This window comes from Halomonas sp. B23F22_20, assembly GCF_043496985.1.
Classification (GTDB): Bacteria; Pseudomonadota; Gammaproteobacteria; order Pseudomonadales; family Halomonadaceae; genus Halomonas.
Genome location: NZ_JBIEKH010000023.1, coordinates 1 through 17469 on the forward strand (window position 1 = coordinate 1; position 17469 = coordinate 17469).

The 17469-nt window shown below is 56.4% G+C and carries 17 protein-coding genes; 12 read left to right on the top strand and 5 right to left on the bottom strand.

Annotation, left to right across the window (positions count from 1 at the left end):
* Positions 1–346: 346 nt before the first annotated feature.
* The 10 genes from ACGTN6_RS17020 to ACGTN6_RS17065 all read left to right on the top strand — a co-directional run bounded on the left by ACGTN6_RS17020 (position 347) and on the right by ACGTN6_RS17065 (position 9896).
* Positions 347–1516 (top strand): glycosyltransferase family protein, encoded by a 1170-nt coding sequence (locus tag ACGTN6_RS17020; protein WP_394593862.1) that lies wholly within the window; start codon positions 347–349, stop codon positions 1514–1516.
* A gap of 30 nt (positions 1517–1546) precedes the next feature.
* Positions 1547–2275 carry a ParB N-terminal domain-containing protein gene (locus ACGTN6_RS17025; protein ID WP_394593864.1) on the top strand — a complete coding sequence of 243 codons (729 nt, stop codon included), beginning with the start codon at positions 1547–1549 and terminating at the stop codon, positions 2273–2275.
* A 257-nt stretch (positions 2276–2532) separates the two neighbouring features.
* Positions 2533–3477 (top strand): Gfo/Idh/MocA family protein, encoded by a 945-nt coding sequence (locus ACGTN6_RS17030; RefSeq protein WP_394593866.1) that lies wholly within the window; start codon positions 2533–2535, stop codon positions 3475–3477.
* A gap of 13 nt (positions 3478–3490) precedes the next feature.
* On the top strand, positions 3491–4072 hold the full coding sequence (locus tag ACGTN6_RS17035; protein ID WP_394593868.1) for an acyltransferase: 582 nt from the start codon (positions 3491–3493) through the stop codon (positions 4070–4072).
* On the top strand, positions 4069–5166 hold the full coding sequence (locus tag ACGTN6_RS17040; protein WP_394593870.1) for a DegT/DnrJ/EryC1/StrS family aminotransferase: 1098 nt from the start codon (positions 4069–4071) through the stop codon (positions 5164–5166). The genes ACGTN6_RS17035 and ACGTN6_RS17040 overlap by 4 nt, the downstream gene beginning before the upstream one ends.
* An 18-nt stretch (positions 5167–5184) precedes the next feature.
* Positions 5185–6504 carry a hypothetical protein gene (locus ACGTN6_RS17045; protein ID WP_394593872.1) on the top strand — a complete coding sequence of 440 codons (1320 nt, stop codon included), beginning with the start codon at positions 5185–5187 and terminating at the stop codon, positions 6502–6504.
* Entirely contained in the window at positions 6501–7712 is a 1212-nt protein-coding gene (locus ACGTN6_RS17050) for a glycosyltransferase family 4 protein (protein WP_394593874.1), read from the top strand. The genes ACGTN6_RS17045 and ACGTN6_RS17050 overlap by 4 nt, the downstream gene beginning before the upstream one ends.
* A complete protein-coding gene (locus ACGTN6_RS17055) occupies positions 7693–8286 on the top strand; it encodes a sugar transferase (protein WP_394593876.1) in 594 nt (197 codons plus the stop codon). The genes ACGTN6_RS17050 and ACGTN6_RS17055 overlap by 20 nt, the downstream gene beginning before the upstream one ends.
* 44 nt (positions 8287–8330) lie before the next feature.
* Complete coding sequence (locus ACGTN6_RS17060; protein WP_394593878.1) at positions 8331–8651, top strand: ATP-grasp domain-containing protein; 321 nt, start codon at positions 8331–8333, stop codon at positions 8649–8651.
* Between the two features lie 69 nt (positions 8652–8720).
* Positions 8721–9896: a DegT/DnrJ/EryC1/StrS family aminotransferase gene (locus ACGTN6_RS17065; protein WP_394593880.1), complete on the top strand. Its 1176-nt coding sequence runs from the start codon at positions 8721–8723 to the stop codon at positions 9894–9896.
* Positions 9897–9979: 83 nt separating this feature from the next.
* On the opposite strand, the gene tviB is transcribed toward ACGTN6_RS17065, so the two are convergent.
* Positions 9980–11260 (bottom strand): Vi polysaccharide biosynthesis UDP-N-acetylglucosamine C-6 dehydrogenase TviB, encoded by a 1281-nt coding sequence (tviB, locus tag ACGTN6_RS17070; protein ID WP_394593963.1) that lies wholly within the window; start codon positions 11258–11260, stop codon positions 9980–9982.
* A 610-nt stretch (positions 11261–11870) separates the two neighbouring features.
* Between tviB and ACGTN6_RS17075 the strand changes: the two genes are divergently transcribed.
* Both ACGTN6_RS17075 and ACGTN6_RS17080 read left to right on the top strand, forming a co-directional pair.
* Positions 11871–12878: an NAD-dependent epimerase gene (locus ACGTN6_RS17075; protein ID WP_394593882.1), complete on the top strand. Its 1008-nt coding sequence runs from the start codon at positions 11871–11873 to the stop codon at positions 12876–12878.
* A gap of 31 nt (positions 12879–12909) precedes the next feature.
* Positions 12910–14259, top strand: a complete 1350-nt coding sequence (locus ACGTN6_RS17080) for an O-antigen ligase family protein (RefSeq protein WP_394593884.1) — start codon at positions 12910–12912, stop codon at positions 14257–14259.
* 116 nt (positions 14260–14375) lie between these two features.
* Here the strand turns inward: ACGTN6_RS17080 and ACGTN6_RS17085 are convergent, their stop codons facing one another.
* The 4 genes from ACGTN6_RS17085 to holA all read right to left on the bottom strand — a co-directional run bounded on the left by ACGTN6_RS17085 (position 14376) and on the right by holA (position 17464).
* Positions 14376–14807, bottom strand: coding sequence for a DUF488 domain-containing protein (locus tag ACGTN6_RS17085; RefSeq protein ID WP_394593886.1), 432 nt, complete (start codon positions 14805–14807; stop codon positions 14376–14378).
* A complete protein-coding gene (locus ACGTN6_RS17090) occupies positions 14804–15775 on the bottom strand; it encodes a PA2778 family cysteine peptidase (protein ID WP_394593888.1) in 972 nt (323 codons plus the stop codon). The genes ACGTN6_RS17085 and ACGTN6_RS17090 overlap by 4 nt, the downstream gene beginning before the upstream one ends.
* A gap of 16 nt (positions 15776–15791) precedes the next feature.
* Positions 15792–16187, bottom strand: a complete 396-nt coding sequence (locus ACGTN6_RS17095) for a PA2779 family protein (protein WP_394593890.1) — start codon at positions 16185–16187, stop codon at positions 15792–15794.
* Between the two features lie 218 nt (positions 16188–16405).
* Positions 16406–17464 carry a DNA polymerase III subunit delta gene (gene holA / locus ACGTN6_RS17100; protein ID WP_394593892.1) on the bottom strand — a complete coding sequence of 353 codons (1059 nt, stop codon included), beginning with the start codon at positions 17462–17464 and terminating at the stop codon, positions 16406–16408.
* Between the last annotated feature and the right edge of the window lie 5 nt (positions 17465–17469).

The window sequence follows — 17469 nt, forward strand, 5'->3', positions numbered from 1 at the left end:
GCCAGCTCGCTGTCGCTGATGCTGGAAGGCGCTGCCTGGATCTCGGCCCGGATCTTCGGTGTGGTGGTCGCCTGTTTATGTAGCTTGATGTCCATATCCTTGCTCCCGGATGAACTGTTGAAGAAGCCCCTTGGCGGCCAGCAAAGGATAACTTCTATGGCTCATCTGATCATCCGGGACCCTACAGTTAGATGACATTCCAGGAGAGTTTGATAGTTGGGCTTTTCTAGTATCTCACAGTTCATGTGAGTGCTTGAGTTTAATTGTTGGCTTGGCTTCTGGCGGTGGCCGGTTTCGTTATATTTTGACTGCTTAGGTGATTTTCTTCTCGAAGTGCGGGGGGGCGATGGATTCCATTCAAGGTAGAGAAGACAAGATAAAAGTAATACATGTTACAGCTTGTCGTCGCCTATCACAAGGGCAAAGGAAACAGCTGAAGTATGAAGTGGCTTGCCATGGACAGCTTGAAAATGTGGAGTGGTCAACTGTTGCCTTTCATACTGGAAAGATTGTTGAGCCTTTCGAGAAGAAGATACCATGGGGGTTTCGCCCGCTTTTTTTAAGGGAGCTATATGCATGGTGGATGGTTCTTCGGATGAGCAAGAAGTATGACATTGTTTTGCTGCGACATATGACCTTTGATCCCTTTTCCATGTTGTTATCCCCGTTAGTGAAAAATAGAGTCAGTGTACACCATGCAAAGGAGATAGAAGAACTCAGGTTAATTCGCCCAGGAGTGACTGGATATTTGTCCTCGGTGCTGGAGAAGTTCGCTGGCAGTTTTAGTAATAGGCACTCCCTGGGGGTGCTGGGAGTGACGCACGAGATCGCTGATTATGAAGTGAGAAGAGTGGCGTCGCGACAGATTGTCCACGATGCATATCCCAATGGAGTGGATGTCAGGCAAGTGGTGCTGGCGAAGGATTTTCGAAGTGGTAATGAGGTCAATGCCATTTTTATCTGTGGGAAGTTCTCCTCTTGGCATGGTTTGGACAGACTGGTTCAGGCGGTTGACGGCTCTGCGTGTGAAAATATTGAATTAAACCTGAAGGTGCACCTAGTAGGGGATCTTAGTAAAGAACAGGTTTCGGAAATAGCCGCCACTCCCCACAGAGTGCGTACTTTTATTTGGCATGGCCTCTTGGAGGAGGATGAATATGTAGAGATCGTCAGCTTGTGTGACATCGGGTTTTCATCGTTTGCGATGGACAGGAAAGGGCTCAAGGAAGGCGCTTTGTTGAAAGTGAGAGAGCTTCTGGCGATGGGGTTGCCCATTTACTCAACTTCCGAGGATACAGCAATACCAGACAGCTTTCCATACTATTTTAATGACTCTCGTGTCAATATTGCATCCATGGTTACATATGCAGAACGCCTTAAGCCTGTTCCTAGAAGTGAGGTAAGGGCCGCCTCTGAAAGATATATATCTAAGGTGATTTTTATGAAGTCCGTTGTTATGTGGATTCGTGGAGAACTATTGAGTGCTCGGGATGGCCGGTTTCCATTAGCTGATTGATTTAATTATGATAGGTGGGTTCTTTGCGGTGTGGTTAACAGCTTTTTATCTGATGAAGATGGAATGGCTTTGTTAAAGGTTATGAAGGCTATGGAAGTTCATGATGTTTATAATGTCATAAAGAAACCTGCTGTAAACCTGATTGCAAGAACAGCCATTTTTAAAAAGCTGGTGTATGAGAAGTGTAATCAAGTGAAGTATGGATTGGATTCTCCTAGGTATGCAGAAAGGATATGGATAAATCCAGAGAAGTGTTTATTAGGAGTTGATGGGTTAGATAGAAGGGTAAGCGGTCAAGTTTTTTTGGGAGACTGGCCACCAGGAGGAAGCGATAAGATTTTCCCAGTTGAAGATTTGTTAAAGATAAGGTGTTGTTATGAGCACTGGTTGGGAGGTGTGTCATGGGAGAATACTGGGATTTACCAACATATGGAGAGTTTGGTCAAGCAGCATGGCCGCTATGATGGCTGCAGGAATATGGATGATATCGTCTTAAGGTATCGCCAATTGGATCTTATGTTCAATCAGGTGAAAAAGGATGGAAAGTTGCTTTCATGCAGTGAGCTGGGAGCGAAGAATTTCAGAGAGCTAGGTGGAATATATATTCATATCGGGCCTGAGGGAGAAACTTTCTTCGGGTGTGGAGGATGTCATAGGTTTGCGATTGCTAAAATATTGGAGCTGAATGTTATCCCGGCTCAGTTGGGAGGGGTGCATATCAGTTCGATACCCTATTTACCAGTATATCGTTGCTTTTGAATATGCCATGTCTTCCAGTTGACCCTGTGAGGCCTTTTTAGGCTTTGGTTTCCCTTGTTGGTTGAATCCATGCTTTCAAGCTATTTGGTTGGTAGTGAAGTGGCTTTTTGATTTTTAAAGCTTGTTATCGCTTTTCTGGGGCGTTGCGAGCATGTGGAGTTGTATGTCTTTGTGAAAGCCTTTTCTGACTTGCGCGGCTGGCTGCTATAGGTTTGTGGCTTGATCTGAAAGTTGCTCGGTATCTGGAGGATGGCTATATGCACAACTTTGCTCTTATAGGGTCTGCAGGTTATATCGCGCCGCGGCATATGAAAGCGATACAGTCTACTGGTAATAATTTGGTGGCTGCACTTGATCACAGTGACTCTATGGGAGTCATCGATAGCTTTTTTCCAGACGCAGACTTTTTTACTGAATTCGAGCGGTTCGACCGGCATGTCGACTTGCTGCGTCGAGTCAATGATGGGCGTGAGGTTCACTATGTATCTATCGCTTCACCTAACTATTTACATGACTCGCATGTCAGGTTTGCCTTGCGATCGGGTGCAGATGCCATTTGCGAAAAGCCTCTTGTATTGAATCCTTGGAATATTGATGGTTTGAGGGAAGTCGAGCGGGACTCAGGGAAAAAAGTGAATACAATTCTTCAGTTACGTCTCCACCCAGCGATCATCGAGCTGCGAGATAAGGTGAAGAGCCAGTCAAGAGTGAGGAAATATGAAGTTGATTTGACCTATATTACAGCGCGCGGTCGATGGTATCTACAGAGCTGGAAAGGAGACGAAAAGAAATCTGGTGGGATAGCCACTAATATAGGCATACACTTTTACGATATGCTTCATTTTATCTTCGGTAGGCTTTGTGAAAATGTGGTGCACTATTGCTCTCCAACGAAAGTGTCTGGATACCTTGAATATGAGAATGCCCATGTACGTTGGTTTCTGTCTGTTGATGAGCATGACATCCCCTTACCTTCTCTGAGTGCTGGCCATCGAACTTATCGATCGATTACCGTGGATGGTGAAGAGATCGAGTTCTCAAATGGTTTCACCGATCTGCATACTCTCAGTTATGAAGAGATCATTTCCGGGCGTGGCTTTGGTCTAGAGGAAAATAGAGTGGCTGTTGAAACAGTCTCAGAGATTCGAAATGCAACACCGCAGGGGATTAAGGGAGAGTATCACCCTTTCTTGAAACGATAACGGAAAATTGGCTATGAACGTAAAGATACATGATACAGCCGTGATTGACGAAGGTGCGAAGATAGGAAATGGCACACGTATATGGCACTTTGTACACGTCTGTCGTGGGGCTCGCATAGGTGTTGGTGTGTCGCTAGGGCAGAATGTCTTTATTGGTAGTCGCGCTAATGTAGGAGATTATTGCAAAGTACAGAATAATGTGTCGGTTTATGACGACGTAACGTTAGAAGAGGGAGTATTTTGTGGCCCGAGCATGGTTTTTACGAACGTCTATAATCCTCGTTCCTTGATCGATAGAAAGAATGAGTATCGCGCTACTTTGGTTATGAAAGGAGCAACACTAGGTGCAAACTGCACTATTATCTGTGGGGTAACGATAGGAGAGTATGCCTTCGTTGGTGCAGGAGCCTTGGTTAACAGAGATGTACCGGCCTATGCACTGATGGTTGGTGTTCCATCAACTCAGGTCGGCTGGATGAGCGAATACGGTGAGCAACTTGACTTGCCTCTGGAAGGTTATGGTGAAGCGGTATGCCAGCATACGGGGGCTCGTTATCTTCTGGATGGTCGGAATGTGAAAAAGGAGTCCATATGATTCCTTTTATTGACCTGGGTGCTCAGAAAATGCGTATAAAAAATAAAATTGATGAGCGCATGCAGAAGGTTTTAAACCATGGTGTTTATATATTGGGGCCTGAAGTGTACGAGCTAGAAGAGAGGCTGGCTGAGTATACTGGTGCAAAACATTGTATCAGTTGTGCTAATGGGACGGATGCTCTCCAAGTCGCCGAGATGGCTTTGGGTATTGGTCCTGGAGATGAAGTGATCATGCCCGGGTTTAGCTATATTGCCTCTGCAGAAACCGTCGCATTATTGGGAGCAAGACCGGTTTATGTTGATGTTGACGCTCGCACCTATAATATTGATGTGGCTAGAATAGAAGAGGCAATTACACCTCGAACCAAGGCGATAATATCCGTTTCTTTGTATGGCCAGTGTGCCGACTTTGATATTATCAATGACATCGCAAAAGAGTATGGGATCCCTGTCATTGAGGATGCCGCTCAGAGTTTTGGTGCTACGTACAAGGAAAGAAAGTCGTGTAATCTTTCCACTATCGCTACGACAAGTTTTTTTCCTAGCAAGCCTTTAGGGTGCTACGGGGATGGTGGGGCTATTTTTACTAGCAATGATGAGCTGGCCGCCATTCTGCGTCAAATTTCTCGCCATGGTCAGGATGGCCGCTACCATCACGTTCGTCTTGGCATCAATAGTCGTCTGGATACACTTCAAGCAGCAGTGCTGTTGACAAAGCTGGAAATATTCGAGGATGAGATTGCGCTGCGAAACCAGGTTGCGAGTCGTTATACGAGAATGTTGAAGGAAGCCGGTATCACATCTACACCTGATGTGGCCTCCTGTGCAACGAGTGTATGGGCTCAATATACGATATGCGTCAGGAACAGGGAAGAGCTAAGAGAGAATCTCAAACAGTGCGGTATCCCTACTGCCGTACACTACCCTATACCGTTGAATATGCAGCCTGCTGTTTTTAGTGCACGTTCTTCGTTGACGAGTGGAGATGAACTGGCGAAGAGAGTCATGAGCTTGCCAATGCATCCTTATCTAGAAATAAAAGATCAAGAACTTATAGTCGATAGTATTAAAAGGTTTCTCGTTGAACTCTGAGTATGTGGGTTTCTCTGGGTGGATGCAGGTTCTGATTGTAATGCCATCAATGCGTGGAGGATGAAGGCTCATGCTGTAATAGCTGGTATGTTTCATTTTTTATTAGTCGTTGATGATGGGGTGAAAATGGAATATGTAGATGGTGGCCTCGATGTGGTGACAGCGACATTAGTGTTTTTTTTGGGTCTGTTGCTGTGTTTATTTTTAGGGAAGCCATTTCAGGTCCCTGTAGGGCGATCCATTTTTCTTTATCTGTGGCATTCCATTTTTTGCCTGACATATGCATGGTATGTCGTATTCGATGGTGGTGATGCTAATATGTACTATCGTGTATCATTGCATCATGATCTCGTTTTCAATGTTGGTACTGCTGGGGTGATCTATCTGACATCATTGTTTTCGCAGGGGCTGGGTTTGTCCTTTCTTGGCGTTTTTCTTGTTTACAATATAATTGGCTACGTCGGGCTCCTTGCCTTCTATGCATCCCTGAAAGCGGCTACAGATGGAAAGGGTTTTTTTTTAAAGCGTCTGGCGCTGTTAGTGGTCCTTCTTCCCTCAGCTAGCTTCTGGTCATCCGCGATTGGGAAAGATGCTATTTCGTTCACTGCTATAGCCTTGGCATTGTGGGCATCCATTCATCTCAACAAAAGAATTATCTTGATGATAGTTGCCGTCCTGTTGATATTGTTGGTTAGGCCTCACATGGCTGGGTTGATCGTCATAGGGCTTTCTGCTTCGTTCGTGCTTCACGCCAACGTTTCGTATCTGAAGAGAATCGGATTTGGATGCTTGGCTTTAGCCGCTTCAAGTGCAATTGTACCTTTTGCCATGAATTACGCAGGTATCGGTTTTGGATCAGATGTCGATGTCGTGATGAGTTACGTCGAGGAGCGACAGGCGTACAATCAAAGCGGAGGGGGTGGCGTTGACATAAGTCAAATGAATCTTCCCATGAAATTATTTACCTATATGTTTCGCCCCATGCCATTCGAGGCTGGCAGTATATTTCAATTGGCTTCGTCGATGGATAATTTGATTTTTCTGTATCTTTTTATCGTCGGCGGGTGTGCCATTCTCAAGGGCGAGAAGAGTCAGCTTGGAGAACATCGTACCTTTCTCTGGATTTATGCCATCCTGGCCTGGGTGATACTGGCTATGACGACAGCAAATCTGGGGATCTCCGTTCGTCAGAAATGGATGTTCGCCCCTGTGCTGATCTATCTTTTCATCTCGGTGATGGGCACTATGCGTATGCCATCCGGCGTCCCGCGAGTACCTGTTCAGCACCGGCCAGGGCTACATCATCGTGATGTGCTACAACGCCGGGAGGGCAAATGACCCGATTCCTCGTGATTGCCAGCTATGCGGATTCCCTGATCCACTTTCGTGGCCCGCTGCTCGATGCCTTGATCGCCAAGGGGTATGAGGTCCATGCGGCATCGCCTGATATCGGATCAGACAATAAATGGCGTCGGCAGTTGGAGAAAAAGGGTATCAGGGTGCACGAAATTGGCCTGCAGCGTACGGGGATGAATCCCGTAGCCGATCTCAAGACGCTCGGTGAGCTCTATTGTCTAATGCGCCGAATACGGCCCGAAGTCGTAATGGGTTACACGATCAAGCCGGTGATTTACGGCACTCTCGGCGCCCGGCTTGCCCGTATTCCCCGGCGCTTCGTGCTGGTCACCGGTCTGGGCTATGCGTTCACTTCCGACGCGTCGGCCAGAGCGTTCGGAAAACGGCAGGCAGTGCTGACGATCGTGCGGACCCTGTACCGCCTGGCCCTCTCCGGGGCCCACAAGGTATTCTTCCAGAACCCTGACGATCAGGCGCTATTCCTGCAACAGAAGGTCCTCTCGCCCAGAGTCCCATCCCACGTCGTGAATGGCTCGGGCATCGACCTGGAGCAGTATGTCGTAGCGCCCCGCGCCGAGGGGCCTTGTCGATTCCTTCTGATCGGTCGGCTGCTCGGTGACAAGGGCGTGCGTGAGTATGTGGAAGCCGCCCGTCAGGTGCGCCGGACCCATCCACTGGCGACCTTCGCCTTGGCTGGTTGGATCGATGACAACCCTGACGCCATCGATCGCCACGAGTTAGACGACTGGATCGCCGACGGCACCATTGACTTTCTTGGTTCCCTCGATGACGTGCGACCGGCGATCGCCGCCTGCCACGCCTACGTATTGCCGTCCTATCGTGAAGGCACGCCGCGCACTGTGCTCGAAGCCATGGCCATGGGCAGAGCCGTCATTACCAGCGATGCCCCGGGCTGTCGTGAAACCGTTGTCGAGGGGGTTAATGGCTATCTGGTCCCGGTTCGAGATGCTTCGTTTCTGGCGAGCGCTATGCTGCGTTTCATCGAATGTCCCGAGTTGATCGATACCATGGGAAGAAAATCGAGAGAGATCGTGGAGGCCAAGTATGACGTCAACAAGGTCAACGAAGATATTCTCGGGCAGATGGGCATAGGACCGGGAACCGGATGCCGACGAAACGACACCGGCGTGGATGAACTGCGAGGCTATCATGGGAAAACGAGTCTTTGATGTCGTCGTCGCACTGTTCGTGTCGGTACTGTTGCTACCCGTCTTCGTTTGTGTAGCACTGCTGGTCGCCCTGAGGCTAGGGAGGCCAGTGTTCTTTCGCCAGCAAAGGCCCGGCCTGCATGGGCGGCCCTACGAGATCATCAAGTTCCGGACCATGCGTTATGCCGTCGATGCCCGGGGACGACCGCTGCCCGACGAGCAGCGCATGACGCGCCTGGGAACCTGGTTGCGGGGTAGCAGTCTGGATGAGCTGCCCGAACTCTGGAACGTCATCAGGGGAGAGATGAGCTTGGTTGGCCCGCGTCCGCTGATGATGGAATACCTGCCCCGTTACAGCGCCGAGCAGTATCGTCGCCACGACGTGCTTCCCGGCATCACCGGCTGGGCACAGGTGAACGGTCGCAACTCACTCTCCTGGCAGAAAAAGTTCGAACTCGACGTTTGGTACGTGGATCACCATACGCTACGGCTGGATCTGTACATTTTGATGCTAACCGTGAGAAAGGTTTTGTCCCGTGATGGTGTCTCGGCGGAAGGGCATGTGACCGTTGATGAATTCTATGGCAATGACTGAACCCGGCCACCATACGAGATGACCAGAACTGGAGCCGCTGTCTGGTGAATGTCCATATTGGTGGCGCCCATCGTGTCGCCGCACTGCTGGGCCACAGGGGCAACCTGGATATCGACATCATGCTGGCTGAGCACGGGCCGCCCCAGGTGCTTGAACTCAACGCCCGCTTCGGCGGCGGCTACCCCTTCTCGCATTTGGCCGGCGTCGACTTCCCCAAGGCGCTGATCGCACTGGCCCAGGGGCGGCGGCCCGAGGCCGGATGGCTGAGGCCCTCGCTGGGCGTGAGAGGCATGAAATACATCGTACCGGTCGCTTCGACGACGGTGCAGCGCATACGGGCCAGCGAGGCCCGCGATCTCGTCTAGTAGCGCCTCGCTGCCGACCCGGAATCAGGTGTCCTTTCGCCGAGAATGCCAGCCCTGGAGGGCCCATCCATGCTCGAGACCCCGTTCTCCCCCTGGCCCGCCTTCACCGAAGAAGAGGCCGATGCCGTCAGGCGGGTCCTGTTGTCCAACAAGGTGAATTATTGGACCGGCGAGGAAGGGCGTGCCTTCGAGCGCGAGTTCGCCGATTTCGCCGGTACGCGCTACGCGGTGGCCGTTTCCAATGGCACTACGGCCTTGGATCTTGCCTTTCGGGGGCTGGGCATAGGTCCGGGCGATGAGGTCATCGTGACCCCACGGACCTTCATGGCCTCAGCCTCTTCCATTGTCACGGCAGGGGCCATCCCCGTGTTTGCGGATGTGGATCGAAATTCCCAGAACATCAGCGCTGCTACCGTGGAGCCCCTGATTACGCCACGTACTCGGGCGATCGTTGCCGTTCATCTCGCAGGATGGCCATGTGAAATGGGCGATCTCATGGCGCTGGCGGAAGCCCGCGGGCTTGCGGTGGTGGAGGACTGCGCCCAGGCACACGGTGCCACCTGGCATGGGCGTCGAGTGGGGGGGCTTGGCCATGTCGCCGCCTGGTCGTTCTGCCAGGACAAGATCATGACCACCGGTGGCGAAGGCGGCATGGTGACCACCGACGATCCGGACCTCTGGCAACGCATGTGGGCCTACAAGGACCACGGCAAGAGCTGGGAGGCGGTTTATCATCGCGACCATCCCCCGGGCTTTCGCTGGCTGCATGATTCCTTCGGCACCAATTGGCGCTTGACCGAGATGCAGTCGGCGATCGGACGCCTCCAGCTACGGCGCATGCCGGAATGGACCGAGCGTCGGCGCGCCAACCAGGAGCGAATCTGGCAGGCAGCACACCAGTGCCGGGGCCTGCGCGTACCACAGCCGCCGGTGCATGTCGGCCATGCTGCCTACAAGGCCTATGTGTTTCTCGAACCCGAGAGGTTGCGATCCGGCTGGAGTCGTGAGCGCATCACCGACGAGATCCAGACGCGTGGCGTGCCATGCCTTGGTGGCTCCTGTTCGGAGGTCTACCGTGAGCGTGCCTTTGAGGAGACCGGATGGCGGCCTCGTCGCCCGCTAGCCGTCGCCCAGGAGCTCGGACAGACCAGCCTGATGTTTCTCGTTCATCCGACCCTTAGCGACAAGGAGATCGAGCTGACCTGCGATGTCCTTGAGGAGACGATGGAGAAGGCGACGGTCTGATACGTTGTTCCAGTGGAACATGCGCCCGGCCGAGGTTTCTCGCCGGGCGCATGTTGTGAGGACAAGTACGAGAGAGGGGACGTTCAAAGTCGCAAGTCGGCCTCGCCGTTGGCGAGCAGGTACTTCAAGTCATAAAGCACGTGCTGCGGTTTTCCCCAGGTGCGGATGCGCTCAATGCCGAAATCGCGGAATTCATTGTGGGCTACTGCCAGAATCACCGCATCATAGGCCCCTTCCTGGGGGTGGTCTATCGGGCGAATATCGTAGGCTTGGAGAGCTTCGTCACGGTCGACATGGGGGTCAAATACGTCGACGGTGACGTTATAGTCTGCCAGTTCGTGAATGATGTCGGTGACACGCGTGTTGCGCAGGTCGGGGCAGTTCTCCTTGAACGTCAGGCCCATCATCAGCACTCGTGCGCCCTGAACGTGAATACGCTGCTTGACCATCTGCTTGACGAGCTGCCCGGCCACGTAGCCGCCCATGCCGTCGTTGATCCGCCGGCCCGAGAGGATGACTTCCGGGTGGTAACCCACCTGCTGAGCCTTGTGGGTCAGATAGTAGGGGTCGACGCCGATACAGTGGCCACCCACCAGGCCGGGACGAAAGGGCAGGAAGTTCCATTTGGTCCCCGCCGCCAGCAGCACCTCTTCGGTATCGATCTGCAGGCGATTGAAGATCATTGCCAGCTCGTTGATCAATGCGATATTGACGTCGCGTTGGGTGTTCTCGATGACCTTGGCGGCTTCGGCGACGCGAATCGAGCTGGCCCGGAAGGTGCCGGCGGTGATGACCGAGGCATAGAGGGCATCGACGAACGCCGCGATATCGGGGGTCGAGCCCGAGGTGACTTTCCTGATCGAGTCGACACGATGTTCTCTGTCACCGGGGTTGATGCGTTCGGGGCTGTAGCCCGCGAAAAAATCGATATTGTAGGCAAGTCCCGACACGCGCTCGATGACGGGTATGCACACTTCCTCGGTTGCTCCGGGGTAGACCGTCGACTCATAGATCACCACGTCGCCGGGTCGTATCACTTCACCCAGTGTCTCACTGGCTCTGATTAACGGTGCCAGGTCCGGGCAACGCTGGTTATCGATGGGCGTTGGCACCGTAACGATATAGACATTGCTGTCGTGAAGCGCCTGTCTCTCGCAGGAAAACGTCAGTCGCCCGGCCTGGCGGAGCTCAGCGGGTTCGACCTCCCGGGTCGTGTCAACGCCTTCGTTGAGCCGGGCGATTCGCTTCGCGTTGATATCGTAACCTATCGTCGGATAGTGCTTGCCAAATGCGACGGCTAAGGGAAGTCCTACATATCCCAATCCAATGACAGCGACTCGAGTATCGCCCAGTGATATTGTCATATTCACGAACTGACCTCCTGGCATAAATCGTTGATCTTTCGTCTAGACACTGGGTGGTGGCGTTGAGAGAAACTAATGATTTTGTCGAGTCATCGATCCGTAAAATAAGTCATTAAGTTTTCTTGAAACAAGCATATTGAGACGCATTCATCGTTACGTTTTTAGCGATTCAATGTGCTGATTTTCGCCATTGGATAAGTCTAAATTTTGTGAGCTGATGGCTTATTTGATATATTTTTCTGTGCTTTTTTCTTGTTATGATCGCCATTGTTATGTAATGTAATTTCAGTGGCATGTGTGTTAAGTAATGTTATTAACAATAATTTATGGTTCGGGCAGCACAAGATGGTTTTTATCATTATTGCCAGTTGATTTTCTGATCATTCATGCACCGATTGATGACGTGGCTAGAGTGAGCAAGTAGGAGTTTTTTCCTGTTGGATGATGAGACTTATTCCATGGGGACGCTCATCGGATGAAAGAGGTGGCTGCGGCCGGATGAGGGGATGTGTGGGTCGTCTGGCGAGGCGAGTCTGATTGGTGCTCCGACCCTCATGTCGGCGCATAGGGCGATATATCGAATAACGCGGCATAGGCAGGGGACATCATCATGAAGCTCTTGATTACCGGTATGGCAGGCTTCATCGGCTTTTCACTGGCCCGGCGGCTTTCCGGCCAAGGCCACCGTATCGTGGGAGTCGACAATCTCAACAATTACTACGATGTGTCACTGAAAGAGGCTCGCTTGGCTCAATTGGCGGGGTGCGATGACATCACCTTCGTCAAGCTCGATCTCGCGAGCCGGGATGACATGGCCTCGCTGTTCGAACGTTACCGCTTCGACCGGGTTGTGCATCTGGCGGCCCAGGCGGGCGTGCGCTATTCGCTGGATAATCCTCACGCCTACGTGGATGCCAATCTGGTAGGACACCTCAATGTCCTCGAGGGATGCCGTCATCATGACGTGGATCATCTCGTGTATGCGTCGTCCAGTTCGGTCTACGGCATGAATTCCCGCACGCCGTTCTCTACTCACGACAGCGTGGATCATCCCGTCAGCCTTTACGCCGCCACCAAGAAGGCCAACGAGCTGATGTCGCACACCTATTCCCATCTCTATGGGCTGCCTACCACCGGGCTACGTTTCTTCACCGTGTATGGCCCCTGGGGGCGACCGGATATGGCGCTGTTCAAGTTCACCAAGGCAATTCTCGAGGGGAAGCCCATCGAGATCTACAACCACGGCGACATGTCCCGGGACTTTACCTACATCGATGATATTGTCGAAGGCATCGTGCGATTGCTCGAGGTGATTCCTCAGCCTGACGACGCGTGGGATCCGGCAGTAGGTAGGCCAGACAGCAGCCGCGCTCCCTATGCCATCTACAACATCGGCCATGGCAGTCCCGTCGGCTTGATGGACTTCGTTCGTGCGATAGAGGTCGCTGTCGGGCGTCCAGCCGAGTGCCAATATCTGCCCATGCAGCCGGGAGATGTGCCGCGAACCTACGCCGATACCCAGGCGCTTTTCGATGCCACCGGCTTTTCTCCACAGGTTTGCGTCGAAGAGGGCATACGGCGATTCGTCGCCTGGTATCGCGACTATCACGGCGTGTGATGGGTGGCATTGGAGGAATGTGCCTCGAGTCATGATGTCATTCAGAACATGTCAGAGCATCAGCGGATGGCTGGTGGGGGCCTTCGCGGCCTGCTTGATCGTCGTGCCCTGGGGATATTTCATGGTGCCCCTGGTGGCATCGGGCGTGGCAGCGGTGTCGATTCCCTCGGTACGTCACCGCTGGCGATACCTGGACCATGAGGATGCGCTGTGGTGCTTGGCGTTGCTGGCCTATGCGGCGCTCTGGCTGTGGGATGTGCGGCGCACGGGCGTATGGCCCGTGGGCGAGGGAGATCAGGGTGTCGGATTGCCGCTCTGGCCGATCCTGGCCGCGGGGCTGCTGATCTGGCTGCGCTGCGTCGGTCCCTCGCCGCGTCACTGGTGGCTGGGCATCGCCGCCGGTGCTCTGGCCGCTGGTGGAATCGCGCTGTTCGAATGTCTGGTGCTCCGGTATTCCAGGGCCAGTAATGGCATGAACCCCATTCCCTTTGGCAACATTGCCTTGTTGCTGGGGTGTCTTTCGCTGCTGGCGGCAATCTGGTGGTGGGCGCGCCGTCGCCGAGCGTCCCGCCGCCATATCCAGGCGTCCCGCGGGGAGCGGCTGGCGCTGGTCGCCGTGCTGGGAGGCTTCCTGGCCTCGCTGCTCTCCGGCACTCGTGGTGGCTGGGTCGCCTTACCGCTGCTGTTGGGACTGTGCTATCTGGCCTGGCGGTGGTTGCCTGTGGGTACGGTTCGTCCCGCGGCGCCTTGGCGTCGGTTTACCATGATCATGGGCTTGCTGATGCTGATGGTCGTGACGGCGGTGCCGATCAGCGGCGTCACCTCGCGACTCGAGCGTGCGGTGGAGGATTTTCAGGCGTATCAGCAGGGGGAGGAACGGGATGGGTCGGTGGGGCTTCGCCTGGAGATGTGGCGAGCCGGCTATCGGCTGTTCCTTGAGCGTCCCGTGACCGGTTGGGGCGAAGGGCGGCTCGAGGCGGCCCGTGATGACATGGTGGCGCGAGGGGACCTGCATCCGGGGGTTAGTGTCTTCGATCAACTGCACAGCGACACCATCGACACGGCCGCCCGGCGAGGGCTGCTGGGGCTGGTGGTTCTGGGTCTGTTCTATGGCGTACCGCTGTGGCTGTTCTATCGCCGGCTAGGTCACGAGGAGGTCGGCGTGCGGGTCCTGGCCGTGGCCGGGCTGTTGATCCCGGTCGCCTTCCTCGAGTTTGGCCTGACCCAGTCCATGCTGCGGGACGTGCGAGGTTTGAGCGGCTACATGGGGCTGAGCATTGGCTGCTGGGCAGTGATGCGTCGGGAGGAATGGATCGCACGACGCTGCCATCGTCGGTTGGCCCGTGCACAGCCGCTGGATACGGGGCGCGCCGATGGGTGACAGTGCGGTGGGGTTGCTGCAGCGAGGCCATCGGAGAGCGCCTCACGGGACGAGGCCGGTGACGATGCAAGACCGATGGCCCACCTTGGCACCTGGCGGATGAGCGTGATTCGGGGCTAGTGTGCTGGATCCGGAAACTGATCGCGAAGACACGGCGAGGAGGCCGGTTCTCGGTCGCTGGCATCCTCTGCTTCCAGCGCCTTGAGCAGCGCCTCGCGCAGCAGTGGCAGGTGAGACGCCTCCAGGTCCCGCGCGGCCGAGAGCAGGGTTAGTCGGCCTTCACGCGCCCGGCGCATCAGCGGCAGTAGGCAGTCGGGCTGATCGCGCAGCTCGCCGCGGTAGCGGACGGCGAACACTGCCGGGCTGATCTCGTGCTGGTGATACTGGCGGCGCAGGGCCGGCGACGGCGAGGCGTCGCGATACCAGTCTGCCAGCAGCAGGGATTCGCGCCGCTTGCCCCGAGGCCACAAGCGATCAACCAGCACCCTGGCGCCGTCGTCGGGCTCGGGGGCCTGATAGACGCGCTTGAGGACGATGTCGTAGCTCATGCATCGCGCTCCTTGGTGAGTGCCCGTCGCTCCTCCCGTGCCCGTGACTGCCAGGGGCCCGGCAGGGCGGCGGCGCGTTCCAGGGCCTGATGGGCCGTGTCGGTATCGCCGGTGCGCCCGGCGACGATGCCCAGGTTGAGCCATGCCGGGGCGAGCTCGGGATCTGCATTCACGGCGGCCCGGAAGGCCCGTTTGGCGCCCAGGGCATCGCCAGTGGCGTGTCGGGCGTTGCCCAGTGCGAACTGTACCATGGCAGCGTCGGGATGGCGCTGGGCCAGGGCTTGCCAGGCGGGAAGGGCCGGCGCGCTGCCCTGGGCTGACTCGAAGTCGGTGATGGCCCGTGTGGCGGCCTCGACATCTTCGTCGACCGGTAGCCGGCCGGGCGGCAGAGCGACGAACGCCCAGCGCTCGCTGCGTGCCCAGGTGGCGTCGAAGCGCGCGAAGTCGATCCTACGCTCCGGCGTCATGCCGGTGTGCATCACCAGCTCCTCGGCCGGCAGGTCGTAGCCGATGGCCACGGCATAGTGCCACTGTGGCCAGGCCGGCAGTGAGAGATTCTGCATCACCACCACCGGCCGGCCGGCGGCGAGCTCGTCGAGCAGGCCCGGGAAACCGGTATCCAGCCTGAAGGGAATCAGACCATGGCGACGCACCGTGGCCAGCATCTCGGGCTGCACGCTGCCCTCGCGCCCGGGCAGGAACACCTGGGGGATCAGCGCGTCCACGCCGACCTCGCGGCCGGCGGCCTCGAGCACCATGGCGAGCGACGCCGGGCCGCACTGGTAGTCGCGCTGGCCATGGAAGGGAACGTCGCCGACGGCGGTGCGGGAGGGCAAGCTCTGGCGGTCTTCGGGCGACAGCCGCGGCGTCGCGGCGCAGCCCGATATCAGCAGTAGGCTCATCACCAGCGCAAGAACGCCCGCAATGCGGGCGTTCTTGCGTTCGGATGGCCGCAACGGGCCTTTCATCCGAGGCCTCCCGGGATCAGCGGGTGAAGGGATAGACGTCGGTGAGGCCGAGGATATCGGTCACCAGCAGGATCACGAAGACCGCGAACAGGGCGCCGACCACGCTGGAACCGGCCGGCATCTGGTCGAGGCGCTCGGCCATCTGACGCGCCTCGGCGTCGGACAGCGCCGCGACGCGGTCCTCGACCTGCGCGGGGGAGACGCCCTGGAGCAGCAGCTGCTGCTGGACGTCCTCTCGGGCCAGCACGCGGCGAATCTGGTCGCGGTCGTTCTGGCCGGCCTGGGCGTCCAGGACCGTGGCGGTACCGATCAGCCCCTGGTCGGCCGCCGGGGTGGCGGCGACCACCGGCAGGCTGCCTAGGGCCAGGGCGAGAATCAGGAGCGGGCTGAGGAGTCGGGTGAGTCGCTTCATGGTGAAAACCTTGTGTGTCGGGATGGTCCGGCTCTTGTCCGCTCCGCATGGGCCTCCTTGCACCATGCCGGCGGCGATGCCACGACAGTATAGGGGAAAAGGACCCGTCATTTCACGATTGTGCGTTGATTTCCAAACGCTTGTGAAAGTGGCTGGCGGTGCAGGAGCGTCATCGGGCGCGTCGTTTCGACAGGGCTGCCACGGTGCCTGCTGCGATCTCAGCCGACCTTGTAGGAGTGGGGCGATTCGGCCAGCAAGCCGCGGCCTCCAGCGAGCGTCAGAGCCAGGTCGTGGAGGCCCTCCCAGAGCGGGATCGGGCTCGCCCCCTTGATCGCCAGGTCGAGGCGCTGGGCGAACAGCAGCAGCTTGTGCAGACGCTTCATCGGCAGGCGATTCAGCGCCTGCTGGTAGGCGGGGCGTCGCTTGTCGAAGATCGGCGGTTTCTGGGCCTTGCAGGCGTGCTCAAGGCTCTGCCCCTGGTCGAGATGCTGGTGCAGCGAGAGCAGCAGTCGCAGCTCGCGGGTCAGCGCCCACAGCACGATAGGCGGTTCGACACCCTCGCCGCGCAGGCCGGTCATGATGCGCGACACGCGGGCGCGCTCGCCCTTGAGGCAGGCGTCCGTCAGCGTGAAGACGTCGAAGCGGGCGCTGTCTTCCACCCCGCCGGCGATCTGCTGGGGCGAGATGCGCGCCCCTGGCGGCGACATCAGTGCCAGCTTCTGCAACTCCTGGTCGGCGGCCAGCAAGTTGCCCTCGGTGCGCTCGCCGAGCAGCCGGGAGGCATCCAGGTCCATGGAGAGGCCGTGGCGGCCGGCACGGTCGCGCAGCCAGAAGTGCAGCCGGGAGGCATCCACCGGCCACACCGGCACGAACAGTCCGGCCTTGTCGAGGGCCTTGAACCAGGCGCTCTTCTGTTCGCGGAAATCGAGCTTGCCAGCGGCGACCAGCAGCACGTTGTCGCTGCCCGCCATGCCCTCGGCATACTCGCGCAGTGCCTTGGCGCCCTCCTGGCCGGGTTTGCCGTTGCCCAGGCGCAGCTCGATCAGCTTGCGCGAGGCGAACAGCGACAGACTAGCGGCGGCCTCGGTCAGCCGTCCCCAGGCGAAGTTGGCCTCGACGTGGAGCACCTCGCGCTCCTCGATACCCGCCGTGCGCGCCGCGGCGCGCACGGCGTCGCAGGCCTCCATGTGCTGCAGCGGCTCGTCGCCGGCGACGATCACCACCGGTGGCAGGCCCTTGGCCAGTGCCGGCTCGAGCTTGTCGGGAAAGACCTTCACGTCGA